At 71.6% G+C, this 15,292-nt stretch carries 14 protein-coding genes; 7 read left to right on the forward strand and 7 right to left on the reverse strand.

Annotated elements, in window-relative coordinates; genetic code table 11:
• Window positions 1–2: 2 nt before the first annotated feature.
• Complete coding sequence (locus BKA14_RS21960; RefSeq protein WP_184952770.1) at window positions 3–611, forward strand: TetR/AcrR family transcriptional regulator; 609 nt, start codon at window positions 3–5, stop codon at window positions 609–611.
• Here the strand turns inward: BKA14_RS21960 and BKA14_RS21965 are convergent.
• Window positions 608–1,333, reverse strand: a complete 726-nt coding sequence (locus BKA14_RS21965) for a DUF2470 domain-containing protein (RefSeq protein WP_184952771.1) — start codon at window positions 1,331–1,333, stop codon at window positions 608–610. The genes BKA14_RS21960 and BKA14_RS21965 overlap by 4 nt on opposite strands.
• A 121-nt stretch (window positions 1,334–1,454) precedes the next feature.
• On the opposite strand from BKA14_RS21965, the gene rpsD reads away from it, so the two are divergent.
• Window positions 1,455–2,063 carry a 30S ribosomal protein S4 gene (gene rpsD / locus BKA14_RS21970; protein WP_184952772.1) on the forward strand — a complete coding sequence of 203 codons (609 nt, stop codon included), beginning with the start codon at window positions 1,455–1,457 and terminating at the stop codon, window positions 2,061–2,063.
• 90 nt (window positions 2,064–2,153) lie between these two features.
• On the opposite strand, the gene BKA14_RS21975 is transcribed toward rpsD, so the two are convergent.
• Together BKA14_RS21975 and BKA14_RS21980 are read right to left on the reverse strand one after the other, a co-directional pair.
• A complete protein-coding gene (locus BKA14_RS21975) occupies window positions 2,154–3,911 on the reverse strand; it encodes an ABC transporter ATP-binding protein (RefSeq protein WP_184952773.1) in 1,758 nt (585 codons plus the stop codon).
• Window positions 3,908–5,692 (reverse strand): ABC transporter ATP-binding protein, encoded by a 1,785-nt coding sequence (locus BKA14_RS21980; RefSeq protein ID WP_184952774.1) that lies wholly within the window; start codon window positions 5,690–5,692, stop codon window positions 3,908–3,910. Before BKA14_RS21980 ends, BKA14_RS21975 begins: the two co-directional genes overlap by 4 nt.
• A gap of 110 nt (window positions 5,693–5,802) precedes the next feature.
• Between BKA14_RS21980 and BKA14_RS21985 the strand changes: the two genes are divergently transcribed.
• Together BKA14_RS21985 and BKA14_RS21990 are read left to right on the forward strand one after the other, a co-directional pair.
• Window positions 5,803–6,414: a TIGR03085 family metal-binding protein gene (locus BKA14_RS21985; RefSeq protein WP_184952775.1), complete on the forward strand. Its 612-nt coding sequence runs from the start codon at window positions 5,803–5,805 to the stop codon at window positions 6,412–6,414.
• A gap of 66 nt (window positions 6,415–6,480) precedes the next feature.
• Window positions 6,481–7,779: an amino acid permease gene (locus BKA14_RS21990; protein ID WP_184952776.1), complete on the forward strand. Its 1,299-nt coding sequence runs from the start codon at window positions 6,481–6,483 to the stop codon at window positions 7,777–7,779.
• Here the strand turns inward: BKA14_RS21990 and pdxR are convergent.
• On the reverse strand, window positions 7,668–9,071 hold the full coding sequence (gene pdxR / locus BKA14_RS21995; protein WP_184952777.1) for a MocR-like pyridoxine biosynthesis transcription factor PdxR: 1,404 nt from the start codon (window positions 9,069–9,071) through the stop codon (window positions 7,668–7,670). The genes BKA14_RS21990 and pdxR overlap by 112 nt on opposite strands.
• A 123-nt stretch (window positions 9,072–9,194) precedes the next feature.
• Between pdxR and BKA14_RS22000 the strand changes: the two genes are divergently transcribed.
• Together BKA14_RS22000 and BKA14_RS22005 are read left to right on the forward strand one after the other, a co-directional pair.
• Complete coding sequence (locus BKA14_RS22000; RefSeq protein ID WP_184952778.1) at window positions 9,195–10,328, forward strand: S8 family peptidase; 1,134 nt, start codon at window positions 9,195–9,197, stop codon at window positions 10,326–10,328.
• Window positions 10,329–10,408: 80 nt separating this feature from the next.
• Window positions 10,409–11,629, forward strand: coding sequence for an MFS transporter (locus tag BKA14_RS22005; RefSeq protein ID WP_184952779.1), 1,221 nt, complete (start codon window positions 10,409–10,411; stop codon window positions 11,627–11,629).
• 317 nt (window positions 11,630–11,946) lie between these two features.
• Here BKA14_RS22005 and BKA14_RS22010 read toward each other — a convergent pair whose 3' ends face one another.
• Together BKA14_RS22010 and yczE are read right to left on the reverse strand one after the other, a co-directional pair.
• Window positions 11,947–12,375 (reverse strand): hypothetical protein, encoded by a 429-nt coding sequence (locus tag BKA14_RS22010; RefSeq protein WP_184952780.1) that lies wholly within the window; start codon window positions 12,373–12,375, stop codon window positions 11,947–11,949.
• A 264-nt stretch (window positions 12,376–12,639) separates the two neighbouring features.
• Window positions 12,640–13,287: a membrane protein YczE gene (yczE, locus tag BKA14_RS22015; RefSeq protein ID WP_184952781.1), complete on the reverse strand. Its 648-nt coding sequence runs from the start codon at window positions 13,285–13,287 to the stop codon at window positions 12,640–12,642.
• A 59-nt stretch (window positions 13,288–13,346) separates the two neighbouring features.
• Here yczE and yczR point away from each other — a divergent pair, with 59 nt between their 5' ends.
• The gene (gene yczR, locus BKA14_RS22020; protein ID WP_184952782.1) at window positions 13,347–14,801 is read left to right on the forward strand and encodes a MocR-like transcription factor YczR; all 1,455 of its coding nucleotides are present in this window, start codon (window positions 13,347–13,349) and stop codon (window positions 14,799–14,801) included.
• A gap of 21 nt (window positions 14,802–14,822) precedes the next feature.
• Here yczR and BKA14_RS22025 read toward each other — a convergent pair whose 3' ends face one another.
• Window positions 14,823–15,275, reverse strand: a complete 453-nt coding sequence (locus BKA14_RS22025) for a pyridoxamine 5'-phosphate oxidase family protein (RefSeq protein ID WP_184952783.1) — start codon at window positions 15,273–15,275, stop codon at window positions 14,823–14,825.
• Window positions 15,276–15,292: the final 17 nt, after the last annotated feature.

The following is a 15,292-nucleotide window of genomic DNA, read 5'->3' on the forward strand; positions in this document are numbered from 1 at the left end:
AGTTGGCGCGCAGCGGACGACGTCCCGGCAACCAGGACACGCGCGAGTCCATCCTGGCGGCCGCCCGGACCGGTTTCGCCGAGAAGGGGTACGACAAGGCGTCGATCCGGGCCATCGCGAGCGACGCCGGTGTCGATCCGGCCCTGGTGCACCACTATTTCGGCACCAAGGAGAAACTGTTCCTGGCGGTGATGAACGCGCCCATCAACCCGGCCGAGCTGGTGCCACAGGCGCTGGCCGGGCCCCGGGAGCAGGCCGGGGAGCGGCTCGTCCGGATGGCCCTGGGTGTGTGGGACTCGCCGGCCGGCACCGCCGCGCTGGCCGTCTTCCGCTCGGCGCTGAGCAACGAGTGGACGGCGCGGCTGCTCCGCGACTTCGTGGTCACCCAGGTGCTGCGCCGGGCGGTGCACGAGATGGCGTTCGACCCGGCCGAGGCGGACCTGCGGGCGGCCCTGGTGGCCACGCAGATCGCCGGCACGATCATGGCCCGGTACGTGCTCAAGATCGAGCCACTGGCCAGTGCCGACATCGACGTGCTGGCCGCGGCGCTGGGCCCCAACGTCCAGCGCTTCCTCACCGACCCGATGCCCGAGGTCTTCAAACGCGACTAGTCGGTGCAGCGGTGGCAGAGCACCGGGTGCAGCAGGTGCGCGAGGTCGTGGCGGTCGGCCACCGGGCGGGGGAAAGCGAGCCGGGCCAGCTTGTCGTCCAGGCGCACCATGAAGCCGTAGCGGTCCATCCGTACGACCTTGGGCTCGGCCACCGGCTGGAACGTCTTGCCCAGCTGACGCCGCACGTAGGCGCTCATCTCGGCCTCGTGGTGGTCGATCAGGTCGGCGATCAGGTCGAACTCGATGCGGCAGAGCGGATCGGGCGTGGCCGCGGCGAAGTCGTCCACGTCGACGTCGCGCAGGTTCTCGTTGCGCTCGTAACGCACCTCGGCCACGTCCATGCGGTGCAGCACCTGGCCCTCACCGACGTCGAGCAGATCGCCCGAGGCGTCGATCTCGGCGTAGTCGAGCGCGGCGGCCCGGGCCTCGTCGCCCTCCAGCAGCGTGGCCCAGCCCGAGATCCACACGCGGCCCAGGGCGGGCGACCCGGCCATCGGGGGCACGTCGGCGATGTCGAGCACCATCGCGGTGTCGTCGTTGCCCTCCTGCGGGCGCAGGGCGGCCGCGAAGGCGCCGTCGGCCGGCGAGAGCAGCAGCACCCGGCCGTTCGCGTCGGTGACGTGCCGCACCGGAAGTGGTCCCGGACGGCACGCGATGTGCGCGACGCCGGGGAGGTGGCCGGCGGCGAGCGTGCGCGCGATCTCGGCGTGGGTGGGCTGCATGGTGGTACCTCCGGGCCTACGTTAGGCTTGCCTTAGTAAGGTGAGGCTAACCGTAACACCAAGGTCGGCGAAGTCGACCCCTGGTAAGCACAGCCTCAAGCGCAAGTGACTCGGAGACTTCATGAACAACTCCCGACCGAAGGCCAAGCTCTCACGGGCGCTCGGCATCCCCCTGACGCCGAAGTGCGTGAAGTACTTCGAGAAGCGGCCGTTCCCGCCGGGTGTGCACGGCCGGTCCCGCCGCAAGGCCTCGGACTACCAGGTCCGGCTGCTCGAGAAGCAGCGCCTGCGCCACCAGTACAACATCAGCGAGTCGCAGATGCGCAAGGCGTACGACGACGCCCACCGCGCCGAGGGCAAGACCGGCGAGACGATGGTGGCCCTGCTGGAGCGCCGCCTCGACGCCACCGTCATGCGGGCCGGCCTGGCCCGCACGATCTATCAGGCCCGCCAGCTCGTCGTGCACGGCCACTTCACGGTCGACGGCAAGAAGGTGGACCGCCCCGGCTACCGGCTCAAGCCGGGCCAGGTCGTCGAGGTGCGCGAGAGCAGCCGGGCCAAGCCGCCGTTCGAGCTGGCCAAGGCGGGCGCCCACCTGGACGGCCCGACCGCGCCCTACCTGTCGACAGTGGTCGAGGACCTGCGCATCACCGTGCTGCGGATCCCCGAGCGCTCCGAGATCCGCGTCCAGTGCGACGAGCAGCTGGTGGTCGAGTTCTACGCGCGGTAATCCTGGCTCCGCTTCGCTCCGCAAGCGATCGCCTCTTTGCGGCAAAGGAGGAGAGGCGATCGCGGGTCGCTGGAGTGAGTACGCGGGAAATCAGCGGGTCTGCTCCAGCCAGCTCGCGTAGAGCTTGGCGTAGATCGATCCCTCCTGGGTGACCAGTTGTGCGTGCGGGCCGCGTTGGACGACGCGGCCCGCGTCTACCACGATGACCTCGTCGGCGGACTGCGCCGTCGACAGGCGGTGGGCGATGGCCACCGTCGTACGGCCGCGGGTGACCGTGTCGAGGGCGCGCTGCAGGCGCACCTCGGTCGCGGGGTCGACGGCGCTGGTCGCCTCGTCCAGCACCAGCAGGTCGGGGTCGGCCACATAAGCCCGTACGAGGGCCACCAGCTGCCGCTCCCCCACGCTCAGGGCCTCGCCGCGCTCGCCCACCGGGGTTTCGAGCCCCTGCGGCAGGCCGGCCAGCCAGTCCGCCAGCCCGAGCTCGACGAAAGCGGACCTCAGCTGCTCGTCGGTGAGGGACGGCTGGGCGAAGCGGATGTTCTCGGCGACCGTCGCGTCGAACAGGAAGCCGTCCTGCGGCACCATCACCACCCGCGAGCGCAGCGCCGCGAACTTCACGTTCCGCAGCGACGTGCCCGACAGCTGGACCTCACCCTCCACGGGGTCCATCAGACGGGTGAGCAGCTTCGCAAACGTGGTCTTGCCGCTGCCGGTCTCGCCGACCACGGCCACCTTCGTCCGGGCGGGAATGGTCAGATCCACGTCGGCCAGCACGATCGGGCCGCCCGGGTACCGGAACGAGACGTCGGCGAACCGTACGGACAACGGACCGGCCGGCAGGTCCACGCCCACCTCGTCCGGGTCCTTGACGTCGGGTTCGAGGTCGAGCACGTCGAGCACGCGCCGCCAGCCGGCCACCGCGTTCTGGGCCTCGTTGAGCATGTCGGTGGCGATCTGCACGGGCTGGATGAACAGCGTGACCAGGAACAGGAACGCGGTCAGCCGGCCCACCGTGAGGCCGCCGTCGACGCCGATCAGCACGCCGACCACCACCACCGCGGCCAGGGCCAGACCCGCGCCCACCTCGCCGCTGGAGAAGCTGGTCACACTCGTGCGCAGGGCCCGCTGCTGGGCCACCCGCAGCCGGTCGATCGAGGTGTCGAGACGCTTCTCGGTGCGGCCGGCCACCCCGTACGCCCGGATCACCATGGCCCCGACGACGCTCTCGGCGATGGCGCCCAGCATCACGCCGGTGCGTTCGCGGACCGCGCCGTAGACCGCGGCCAGCCGCTTCTGGAACAGCCGGATGACCGCGACGGCCGGGCCGAACGCCAGCAGCACCACGATGGTGAGCTGCCAGGAGTAGATCGCCATCACGATCGTGGAGACCAGCAGCTGACCACTGGCCAGCAGCAGCTGCACGCCGCCGGTCTGCAGGAAGATCGAGATCTGGTCGACGTCGCTGGTCACCCGGGACACCATCGTGCCGCGCCGCTCGGACTGCTGGTGCAGCATCGACAGGTCGTGGATGTGCCGGAACGTGCGCGAGCGCAGGGCGCCCAGCGCGGTCTCGCTGACCGTGAACAGGCGCCGGGTCATCAGGTAGCCGGCCAGCGTCGAAATCATCAGCGCGAGCAGCGTGAACGCGACCACCACGACGACGAACTGCAGGTCGGGGCCGCCCTCGGCGCGGATGCCGTGGTCGATGCCCTGCTGCACGGCGATCGGGACGGCGACCCGGCCGGACATCTGCACCACGGCCAGGGCGATCGTGCCGGCCAGCCCCGGGCGCAGCTCGGGCGAGAGCGACAACCCCCGCTTGATGGTGGCGAACGTTCCCTCGCTCAAGCTTCGACTCTTTCCGACTCAGCTTTCTCGTACGCCGTGACCAGATCGGCATACCCGGGGTGCGCGGCCAGCAGCTCGAGGTGCGTCCCGGTCGCCACGACCTTGCCCTGCTCCAGGTAGACGACCTCGTCGGCCAGCGCGATCGTGGCCCGCCGGTAGGCGACGACCAGGATCGACGCCCCCGTGTCGCGACCGCGCAGCGCGGCCAGGATGTCGGCCTCCACGCGCGGGTCGACGGCGCTGGTCGCGTCGTCCAGCACGAGCAGCCGGGGCTGCCCGGCCAGCGCGCGGGCCAGCGTGAGCCGTTGCCGCTGCCCGCCCGACAGCGACGCGCCGCGCTCACCGACCGCCGTCTCGAGCCCGTCGGGCAGCTTGGCCACGAACCCGTCGGCCTGGGCCAGCCGCAGAGCCGCCCAGACCTCGTCGTCGCCCAGGCCGTCGCGTTCGAGGGTGATGTTGCCGCGCACGGTGTCGTCGAAGACGAACGGCAGCTGCGGCACCAGGGCGGACGCGCTCGTCAGGGCGGCCTCGCTCAGCTCGGGCAGGGGGGTCTCGTCGAGGGTGACCCGGCCCTGCTCGGGGTCGACCAGGCGCACCGCCAGCGACGCGATGGTCGACTTGCCCGAGCCGGTCGCGCCGACGAGCGCCACCGTCTTGCCCGGCGGCACGGTGAACGACACGTCGTGCAGAACCAACGGCCCGTCCCCGTACGAGAAATCGACCTGCTCGAACCGCAGTGTGGCCGGACCCGACGCGGGCGCGGTGGCCGATCCGTAGGCGAGATCACCTTCGGCCGCGAGCACCGCCTGCACCCTGTCCCACCCGGCGACGCTGCGCGGCAGCTCGCCGAGCACCCAGCCGATCGCGCGCACCGGGAAGGCCAGCACCGTGAACAGGAACGCGACGGTGACGACTTCGCTGACGCTGATCGCCCCGGCCTGCAGCCGCCAGGCCCCCAGCAGCAGCACGGCCAGCGTGCCCACGCTGGGCAGCGAATCCATCAGCGGGTCGAACAGGCCACGCAGCCGGCCGACCGAGATCAGCGCGTCGCGCAGCTCGTCGACGAACGCCTTGAACCGGCGGGCCTCGTCCTCCTCGCGGCCCATGGTCTTGACCACCAGCGCGCCGTCGAAGCTCTCGTGGGCGACCGCGCTGACCTTGGCCCGCATCTGCTGGGCCCGGATCTGCCGCGGCGACATCATCCGCGCGTAGAACGTGTTGAGGGCGAACAGAAGTGGGAAGAGGACGACGCCGACCAGTGCCAGCACCCAGTCGGTGAGGAACAGAGCGACCACCGCGGCGAAGATCATCACGATCGTGCCCACCGCGAACGGCAGCGGCGCGATCGGCACCCAGGCCGCCTCGACGTCGGAGTTCGCGTTGGACAGCAGGGTGCCCGTGGCGTGTTTCTGGTGCCAGGCCGGCGGCAGCGACAGGTAACGCCGGGTCACCGCGCGGCGGTAGCGGGCCTGCAGGCGGAACTGCATGTAACCGGCGCCGAGACGACGGCCGAAGATGGTGCCCACCCGCAGCGCGCTGAGCCCGAGAAACGTCGCGGCGATCAGGGCCAGGGTGCCCGTGGCGACCGAGCCGCTGGAGAAGGCGGGGACCACGACGCGTCCGATGACCGCGCCCACGACGTACGAGTTGGCGATGACCAGAATGCCGAACAGACTGCTGCCGGCCACGCCGACGGTGAAGAGACGCGGCTCCGCCTTGATCGCCTGGCCCAGCACCCGCAGCCCCCGTAGCAGCACATCGCCGCTGGACCTGGTGCTCAAAATTCCTACCTGACTGGTAAGTGTTCGCCGACCGTTCCGGCCTTACATCTCCATCCTGCCGAACCGGCCGCCGCCGTTCACCTTCGTGACATGTGTCTACGATCACGTTTGTGACCGCCTATGCCCAGCGGGAGCGGCGACTGCTCGCCGACCTGCTTCTTCGCCTCGGCCCCGACCAGCCCACCCTGTGCGAGGGATGGACGACTCGCGATCTCGCGGCCCACCTCGTGGTGCGGGACCGGCGGCCCGACGCGGCGGCCGGGGCGATGATCAAGCCCCTGCACGACCACGGCGAACGGGTGCGGCTGCGAACCGCGGACCGCCCGTACGAGGAAGTGGTGCACGAGGTGCGGACACCGCCCTGGTGGAGTCCCGTCAGCAACCCTCTCACCGACGAACTGGCCAACACCATCGAATTCTTCGTGCACCACGAAGACGCGCGGCGCGGGCAACCCGAGTGGGAACCCCGCGCGCTGGACCCCGGCCTGGAAGCCGCGCTGTGGCGAAACGTGCAGGTCACGGGCAAGCTGGTGCTACGCCGGGCGGGTGTCGCGGTGACGGTCCGCTCCGACGGGTACGGCTCCTTCACCGTCGGCGAGGCGCCCGCGACCACCCTTTCGGGGCCGCCCGGGGAACTCGCGCTCTACCTCACCGGGCGGACGGGAGCGGCCCGGGTCGAGATCGCCGGCGACGGCCTGGAAGGCGTACGGCTGGGTCTGTGAATTGGCCTAAATGATCGGCCTCACATTGGTCCAAACGACAGGCCAATGCGGATTTAGCGTGGGGTCATGGCACAGAACTCCGGACTCTCCACGGCCCAGGGCACCGCGCTCTGCGTCGGCGCCGTCCTCGGCACCGGCGTCATCTCGATGCCCGCCCTGGCCGCCGAGGTGGCCGGTCCCGCCTCGCTCGTCGCCTGGCTCGCGCTGATCGTCCTGTCCGCACCGCTCGCGTTGACCTTCGCCGCGCTGGGCGCCCGGCACCCCGACGGCGGCGGCGTCTCCACCTACGTCCGGCTCGCCTTCGGCCCGCGCGTGGGCGCGGCGATCGGCTGGACGTTCTTCTTCGCCGTCCCCCTGGGCGCGCCCGCCGCGGTCGCGTTCGCCGGGGGTTACGTGGCCGACATCATCGGGGGCGGCCGCGTCACCACCCTGCTGACGTTCCTGGCCGTCGTGTCCGCGGTGTTCGCGATGAACTGGTACGGCGTCCGGGTCTCGGGCCGGGTGCAGCTCGTGCTGACCGGGGTGCTGGCCGTCCTGCTGCTGATCACCGTGCTCACCGCGCTGCCCCACGCGAACTGGGACAACCTGACCCCGTTCGCGCCGCACGGCTGGTCCGGCGTCGGTTCGGCGGCGGCCGTGCTGGTCTGGGGCTTCGCGGGCTGGGAGGCGGTGTCGTCGCTGGCCGCCTCCTATCGCAACCCGCGCCGGGACGTGCCCCGGGCCACCGCCGTCGCGGTCGTGCTGGTCGGCCTGCTCTACCTGGCGGTCGCGGTGACCAGCGTGCTCGTGCTGGGCCCGGCGCTCGGCGCGAGCCCGGCGCCGCTGGCCGACCTGCTCGCGGCCGGGGTCGGCGGGCCGGTGCGGATCCTCACCGCGATCGTGGCGGTGCTGCTGACCGTGGGTGCGGTCAACGCCTACCTGGCCGGGGCCTCGCAGCTCGGGGCGGCCCTGACCCGCGACGGCGCGCTGCCGGTGTGGATGGGCCGCACGCCGCGCCGGGCCCTGCTCACGGTCTTTCTGCTGAGCCTGGCCTCGGCCGCCCTGCCGCTCAGCCTGCACACCTCGCTGCTGCTGGTCACCGGGTGCTTCACGCTGGTCTACGTGATCGGCACGGCGGCCGCGCTGCGCCTGCTGCCGGCCGGGCCGTGGCGGGTGGTCGCCGGGATCGCGTTCGTGGCCGTGGCCGGGCTGCTCTGGCTCAACGGCGCGCCCGCCCTGCTGAGCCTGGTGATCGTGGCGGCGTCGCTGGCGTATCAGGCTTTCAGCAGCGCCTCGAAGAGCGCCATCCCCTCGTCGAGCAGTGCCGGGTCGGTGGCGCCGAACCCGAAGACGAACCCGGTCGGCGCGGGCGTCGACGCCGAGTAGGCGCGCAGGTCGTCGACGGCCAGACCGGCGCGGGCCGCCGCGGACACCACCGCGGTCGAGTCGGCGCCGGTCAGCGCCGTCACGTGCAGCCCGGCCGCCGAGGGCAGGACGTCGAGGCCCGGCATGGCGGCCAGCGCCGCGGCGATCCGGGCGTGTCTTTCCCCGTACGCCCGGCCGGCCCTGCGGACGTGCCGCGCGAGCAGCCCCTCGTCGAGGAAACGGGCCAGTGCGGCCTGGATCGCCGGCTGCCCGTAGCCGTCGCCCAGCTGCCGGGCGGCGATCAACGGGTCGCGCAGACCGGGTGTGGCCAGCACGAAGCCCGTACGGAGGGCCGGCAGCATGCTCTTGGAGAACGTGCCCACATAGAGCACGCGACCGGCCGTGTCGAGGCTGTGCAGCGGCTCCAGGGGACGGGCCGAGAAGCGGAACTCGCTGTCGTAGTCGTCCTCGACGATCGCCGCGGGCCGGGCGCGGGCCCAGTCGAGCAGTTCCCGCCGGCGGGCCAGACTCATCGCGCGGCCCAGCGGGAACTGATGCGACGGGGTGGTGTGGACGAGCCGGCAGTGCGCGGGCAGGTCCGCGACCACCAGGCCTTCGTCGTCGACCCGGACGCCGGCCACCTTCGCGCCGAGCGCGGCCAGGATGCGGCGGGCCGGCGGATAACCGGGCTCCTCGACGGCGACCACGTCACCCGGCTTCACCAGCACCCGGGCGATCAGGTCGAACGCGTGCTGGGCGCCGTTGGTGACCACCACGTCGGCCGCGGTGGTGCGGACGCCGCGGGAGACGCCGAGGTAACGCGCGACTGCTTCTCTCAGCGCGGGGTGTCCGGCCGGATCCCCGTACGTGCCGGGATTGTTGGCTCGCAGGCGGAGCTCGGCGGTGACGAGGCGGCGCCAGGCGTCGAACGGGAACAGCTGGGCGTCGGGGATGCCGGAGCGGAAATCGTAGCGGGGTTTGCGCGCGGCGCCGCTGGTGGCGAGCGGCTCGAAGTTCCAGTCGTCGCGCGGCCGGATGGGGTCGGCCGCATGCCTCCTCCGTGTTCGATTTATTGCTTTCAGCGCGACGAAGGTGCCCGCGCCGACCCGGGCTTCGAGATAACCCTCGGCCACCAGGCGCTCGTACGCGGTGGCCACGCTGCCCCGGGCCACGCCCAGGTCGGCCGCGAGGGCCCGGGTCGGGGGCAGCCGTTCCCCCGCCGGGAGCCGGCCGTCCACGATCGCCGTGCGCAACGCGCGATAGACCGCGGCCGTCTTCCCGTCCGCGCCGTCGAGCCGAATGATCAGGTCCACGTGTTCATTCTGCGCACTATGGCCCAATCGATATGCGGCGATCGCGGGGGTCCCCGCTTACGCTCTGCGTAGCTGTATCGATATCCATCTCTTCAAACCCCAGTCGGCTCAGAGAGGATCAGCATGGCGACTCCCCGCATCGTGGCCGCCGGCCTGCTCGCCGTAGTCACCGCCGCCGTGGCTTCCGGCACCCCCGCCGTGGCCGCCCCCGCCACCGGAGACATCCGGCTCGCCGGAACCGCGAACGCGATCGCCGGCAGCTACATCGTGGTCATGAAGCCCGGCGCCTCGGTCACGACCGGCCTCAAGCGCAGCCTGCCCGTGATCAACGGGTACGAGGCGTCCCTGTCGGAGGCCCAGGCCAAGAAGCTCGCGGCCAGCCCCGGTGTTGCGTACGTGGAACAGAACCAGACCATCGCACTGAGCGCCACACAGAGCAACGCGACGTGGGGCATCGACCGCATCGACCAGCGCAACCGGCCGTTGAGCACCACGTACACGTATCCGGTGACCGCGTCCAACGTGACGGCGTACATCATCGACACCGGCATCCGGTACACGCACAACGACTTCGGCGGGCGGGCCCGATTCGGCTACGACGCGGTGGGCAGCGGCGGCGTCGACTGCAACGGCCACGGTACGCATGTCGCCGGCACGGTCGGCGGGAGCACGTACGGGGTCGCCAAGGCTGTCCGGCTCGTCGGCGTACGCGTGCTGAACTGCTCGGGCAGCGGCACCACGGCCGGGGTCATCGCGGGCGTCAACTGGGTCACCAACAACGCCGTCAAGCCGGCGGTCGCCAACATGAGCCTCGGCGGCGGCGTCAGCACGACGCTCGACAACGCGGTCGCGGCCTCGATCAACAGCGGGGTCACGTACGCCCTGGCGGCCGGCAACTCGACCGCCAACGCGTGCAACTCGTCGCCCTCACGCGTCGCCGCGGCGATCACGGTCGGCGCCACGACCAGCACCGACGCCCGCGCGAGCTACTCCAACTACGGCACCTGCCTGGACATCTTCGCGCCCGGCTCGTCGATCACGTCGGCCTGGTACAACTCGAACACCGCGACCAGCACCATCAGCGGCACGTCGATGGCCAGCCCGCACGTGGCCGGCGCGGCCGCGCTCGTCCTGTCCCGCAACACCGGCTACACCCCGGCCCAGGTGCGCGACAGCCTGGTCAACAACGCCACCACCGGGGTCGTCACCAACCCGGGCACCGGCTCCCCGAACCGGCTGCTCTTCGTCGTCCAATAGCTCCCTCCACCGGGCGTCCGGGTTTCCCCGGGCGCCCGCGGGGACGGCAGACATCGATCGCAGTACATACTCTCCGAGGAATGAACTCCAGCCTGTGGCGCAACCGCGAGTTCACTCTGCTGTGGACCAGCCAATGCCTGTCCGACCTGGGCGGCGCGATCGCCCTGCTGGCCATCCCGCTGCTGGTGCTCGACGTGACCGGTTCCGCCGTGCAGGCCGGCGCGGTGGGCACCGCGGCCCAGGCCACCAAGCTGCTCTGCCGGCTCCCGGCCGGGGTGCTGGCCGACCGGGTCAACCGCCGCCAGGCGATGCTGGCCTGCGACATCGTACGGCTGCTGGCCTTCGCCGGTCTGGCCGTGGCGGTCGCGCTGGACCGGCCCGCCCTCGCCGCGATCATCGTCGTGGCCGTGATCGACGCGGTCTGCGGCTCCCTGTTCAACACCACCGAACACGCCTCGCTGCGCAGCATCGTGCCCGCCACCCAGCTGCCCGACGCCGTGGCCCGCAACGAGGCCCGCAGCTACGGCACCTCACTGGCCGGACCCCCGCTGGGCGGCCTGCTCTTCGGCATAGCCCACGCGCTGCCGTTCCTGGGCAACGCCGTGTCGTACCTGGCCTCCCTGATCGGCGTGGCGCTGATCCGCAAACCGCTGCAGACGGCCCGCCCCGCCGACCCTCCCAGCCACACGAAGGCCCTGGTGGAGGGCATCCGATTCGTTTTCGGCAACGCGTTCCTGCGCGCCGTGCTGCTGATCGCGGCGCCGCTCAACTTCGCCCTGTACGGGGCGATCTTCACCATCATCGTCACGCTGCAGAGCCACGACGTGGCCCCCGGAGTCATCGGACTGACCGAAACCATCGTCAGCGCGGGCGGCCTGATCGGCGCCCTGGCCGCCCCCGCCCTGCTGCGCAGGTTGTCGTTCCCCGCCCTGATCCGCGGCCTGGGCTGGGCGGCCACCCTGTTCCTGACGGTCAGCGCCCTGCTCACGATGAGCGTGGCCGCGGCCGTGCCGGTGGCTCTGGCCATCCTCGTGGGCCCGGCCTGCAACGCGGCCCTGTTCGGCTACCAGGCTGCGATCACCCCCGACCACCTGCAGGGGCGGGTCCTGAGCGTCATCTTCCTGGTCGCCATGTCCGCCGCCGCGGCGGCCCCGCTGCTGGCCGGCGTGTTCGTCACGGTGTGGACGCCCACTGTGAGCGTCCTGCTCTTCGCGGCCGCCGTGTCGGCGTCGGCCCTCACGGCCACCTTCTCCCCGGCAATCCGCACGATGCGCCCGATCGAGCAATCAGTGCCCGCCTGAAAGTCCGCGGCCCGACGCGGCACACGTACGGCCGCTGCGGTTCGGCCGGGGTCCGCGGTGGCACTCCTCTATGGAGCCGCTTCGCCAGGAAGAGAGTCGTTTCTTTTCAACCGGTCTCCTGTCAAGTTGGTGGCGGACCGGCGCCGAATCCGGCGCGAACGCGCAACCAGGGAACACACGCTCAGCGCTCGAGAATGCAGCTTGTCCCGCGCTACGCAGGGGCAGCTGGGCCGGCGTACGGGGCGATCAGCGCTTCGCCCCATGGCGCGGTTGCGGATCCGAAGGCCACGGCGCCACGGGGCACTGCGAGTCCGAGGTCAGCGCCCGTCGGCCAGCCGGTGGCTGTACTCCCGCACGGCGGCCGCATACGTCTGCTCGTCGAGTGCCCACTCGGCATCCCCCGGTGAGGCGGCCCGGTTGAGCTGCGCCTGCAGGGTCATCACGGCCGACGACAGTCCGCTGAACGGCCGGCTCCGCCACAGCTGCTCCCCCGCGGGCGCCACCTCGACCAGGTCGTCCTCGACGACGAGCAGGCCCGCGCCGGCCAGGCGGCGTACGGATTCTTCCAGCTCGGTCCGGCTGGGCACGCTGTGATGCAGGAAGTCGGCTGCCGCGAGCACGTCGGCGAGGCTGGCGCCGGTCATGGGGAGGGCGGCGTGCAGGGCCCGGTCACGTTCGAGGCGTTCGGCTATGACCGCGGACACGAAGATCCAAGCGTCGTTCCATTGCCAGTCGCCAGCCCCCATGCGGCAATGATGCCGTGCCGCATGGGTGCGAGGAAGCGAATGTGTCGCGATGATCACAAAGCTGTGACCGAGGATCTCGGGTGCTAAACCGAATCAGAGGGGCAAAACGCTCAGTCCAAACAGGACACAAGCCACTGATGAGTGAACGTGAGGGCTGCCGGGCGAGCGGCGAGCCTCACCGCGAGCCGCGAGCCGCGAGCCACCAGCCGCGCGACCCACCAGCCGAGCGAGCAGCGAGCCGCGAGGCGCGAGCCGGCCGAGCGGCTAGGCCGCCGCGGGCGCCGGTTCCGCCGGCACCGCAGGGCGCGGCTTGACGGTGCACCACGGCAGGAAGACGTGCACGAGCGGGCCGATGGCGAGAGCGTACGCGACGGTCCCGATGCCGACCGTGCCGCCGAGCAGGAAACCCGCCCCCAGAACGAGCAGCTCGATCGTGGTGCGCACGAGGCGGACGGAGAGCCGCGGGAAGCGTCCGACGATGCCGGTCATCAGGCCGTCGCGCGGGCCGGGGCCGAACCGGCTGCCGATGTAGAGGCCGGTGGCCAGCCCGTTGAGCAGGATGCCGCCGACCAGGTAGCCGATCCGTGCGGGGAGCGTGCCGCCGGCGGGCAGCACGGTCAGCGCGGCGTCCACCGCGAAGCCGACGACGACCAGGTTGGCCAGGGTGCCGAAGCCGGGTTTCTGCCGCAGCGGGATCCAGAGCAGCAGGATCGGAATGCCGAGCAGGATCACGACCCAGCCGAAACTGATGCCGGTGACCTCGGACAGGCCCTCGTGGAACACGTCCCACGGGTTGAGGCCGAGCGCCGACTCGATCGTCAGCGCCATGCTGACGCCGTACAGCACCAGCCCGGCGAAAAGCTGGGTCACGCGACGGGTGAGACGACGATCTCCGTTGCCACTCGGTTTCATGAATGCCACTCTGAGGGCCAATTATGCGAAGCTGAAGAGCCAATTCCGCGGAGGTGGATGTGACCACGGCGATACGCGGGGGCCAATTGGCGCGCCTGCTCGGTCAGTGGCACTCCCTGCCGGGCCGGCACCGCAGCCCTGACTACGCTGCCCTGGCGGCGGCGGTGCGGGGCCTGCTCAGCGACGGCCGGCTTCCTCTGGGCGTACGGCTGCCGGCCGAACGGGAACTGGCCGAGTCGCTCGCCGTGAGCCGCACGACGGTCAGCGCGGCCTATCGCACGCTGCGCGAGACCGGGCACCTCACCAGCCGTCGCGGGGCCGGCAGCTGGACCACGCTCCCCCACGGCCACCGGGTCGCGACGTCGGGGCTGTGGGCCGCGGGCGACGACCACGACATGATCGACCTGGGTGTGGCCGCGTCGGCCGCCCCGGACGAGCTCGTCCCGGCCGCCCGGGCCGCCGCCGACGACCTGCCGCGCTATCTGGGCAGCGCCGGCTATCACCCGACCGGTCTGATGGAGCTGCGCGACACCGTGGCGGCCGGCTACCGGGCCCGCGGCGTCGCCACCTCGGCCGAGCAGATCCTGATCACCGCGGGCACCCAGCAGGCGCTCGACCTGGTGCTGCGGCTGTCGGTGCCGGCCGGCTCCCCCGTGCTGGTGGAGGCGCCGACCTACCCGAACGCCCTGGCCGCCCTGGCCGCGCGCCGGGCCCGGATCAACACCCACGGGCTGGACGCGGAGACCGGCTGGGACGGCGAGATGCTGCTGGGCGCGCTGCGGCAGACCCGGCCCCGGCTCTCGTACGTGATCCCGGAGTTCCACAACCCGACCGGGCACCTCATGTCGGCCGACCTGCGCGAGCGCCTGGCCGCCACGGCCCATTCCACCGGCACGGAGCTGGTGGTCGACGAGTCGTGGGCCGACCTGGCGCTGGAGGGTCAGGAGATGCCGCCGCCGGTGGCCGTGTTCGACCGGCACTCGCGGGTGGTGTCGATCGGCGGCATGAGCAAGGGTTTCTGGGGCGGTCTGCGGATCGGCTGGGTGCGCGCGTCGGCCCCGCTCGTGCAGCGGCTGGCCGCGATCCGGGTCGGCGTCGACATGGCCAGCCCGGTGCTGGAGCAACTGGTCGCCGTACGGCTGCTCGACCAGGCCCCGCAAGTGCTCGGCGAGCGGCGGCTGCGGCTGCGGGAACGGCGGGACGTGCTGGCCGCGACGCTGCGGCGGCTGCTGCCGGAGTGGAGTTTCGTGCTGCCGCGAGGCGGGGCGTCGTTGTGGGCGGAGCTGGACGGGCCGATCTCGAGCGCGCTGGCCCGGGCCGCGGAGGACGTCGGCGTACGGCTGGCTCCTGGTCCTCGTTTCGGCTTGGACGGCACGCTCGAGCGTTTCCTGCGGCTGCCGTTCACGCTGCCGGGCGAGGACCTGACCGAGGCCGTACGCCGGATCGCCTCGGTGCGGCACGACCTGGACCGGGCGTCCGTCCCGTCCTGGCGCACGCCCTCGGTGATCGCCTAGCAGGGCTTTGTCATAGCCCTGCTAGATCTTCCAGACACCGCCGGTCATCAGGGTGCGGCCGGGCAGCTCGTTCTCCTCGCGCCAGGCCAGCACCCGCTCGGGCCGCAGCACGAGGAAGACGTACGACTCCCCCGCCGTACGGGGATCCCAGTCGTTCTGCTCCGCGTACGCCGCGCCTTCCTCCTGCGCCTCGGTGACCGGGATCGTCGTCTCCAGCACGGCGTCGATCATCACCACGTCGCGGGTCGTGCCGAGGGCGATGCGCGCCCGTCCGCTCGCCGTGATGTTGCGTGCGGTCACCATCGTGCGGCCGGTGGCGATCAACAGCCGCTCGCGGAACCAGCCCAGCGTGAGCGGCACCAGATAGGGCTGGTCGCCGGCGGCGGTGGACACCCATGCGTCGGCCACCGGACTGCTCAATCGGGCGAGCACGTCCGCTTTGCGCTGTTCGAGGGACCGCGGTTCGTCCGGCATCGTCGTAGCCTAAAGCC

It is taken from the genome of Paractinoplanes abujensis (assembly GCF_014204895.1).
GTDB lineage: Bacteria > Actinomycetota > Actinomycetes > Mycobacteriales > Micromonosporaceae > Actinoplanes > Actinoplanes abujensis.

Coding starts and splice junctions, on each gene's coding strand:
- BKA14_RS21965 (WP_184952771.1), bottom strand. CDS start 1,333: ATGCAGCCCACCCACGCCGAGATCGCGCGCACGCTCGCCGCCGGCCAC.
- rpsD (WP_184952772.1), top strand. CDS start 1,455: ATGAACAACTCCCGACCGAAGGCCAAGCTCTCACGGGCGCTCGGCATC.
- BKA14_RS21990 (WP_184952776.1), top strand. CDS start 6,481: ATGGCACAGAACTCCGGACTCTCCACGGCCCAGGGCACCGCGCTCTGC.
- BKA14_RS22000 (WP_184952778.1), top strand. CDS start 9,195: ATGGCGACTCCCCGCATCGTGGCCGCCGGCCTGCTCGCCGTAGTCACC.
- BKA14_RS22005 (WP_184952779.1), top strand. CDS start 10,409: ATGAACTCCAGCCTGTGGCGCAACCGCGAGTTCACTCTGCTGTGGACC.
- BKA14_RS22010 (WP_184952780.1), bottom strand. CDS start 12,375: ATGGGGGCTGGCGACTGGCAATGGAACGACGCTTGGATCTTCGTGTCC.
- yczE (WP_184952781.1), bottom strand. CDS start 13,287: ATGAAACCGAGTGGCAACGGAGATCGTCGTCTCACCCGTCGCGTGACC.
- BKA14_RS22025 (WP_184952783.1), bottom strand. CDS start 15,275: ATGCCGGACGAACCGCGGTCCCTCGAACAGCGCAAAGCGGACGTGCTC.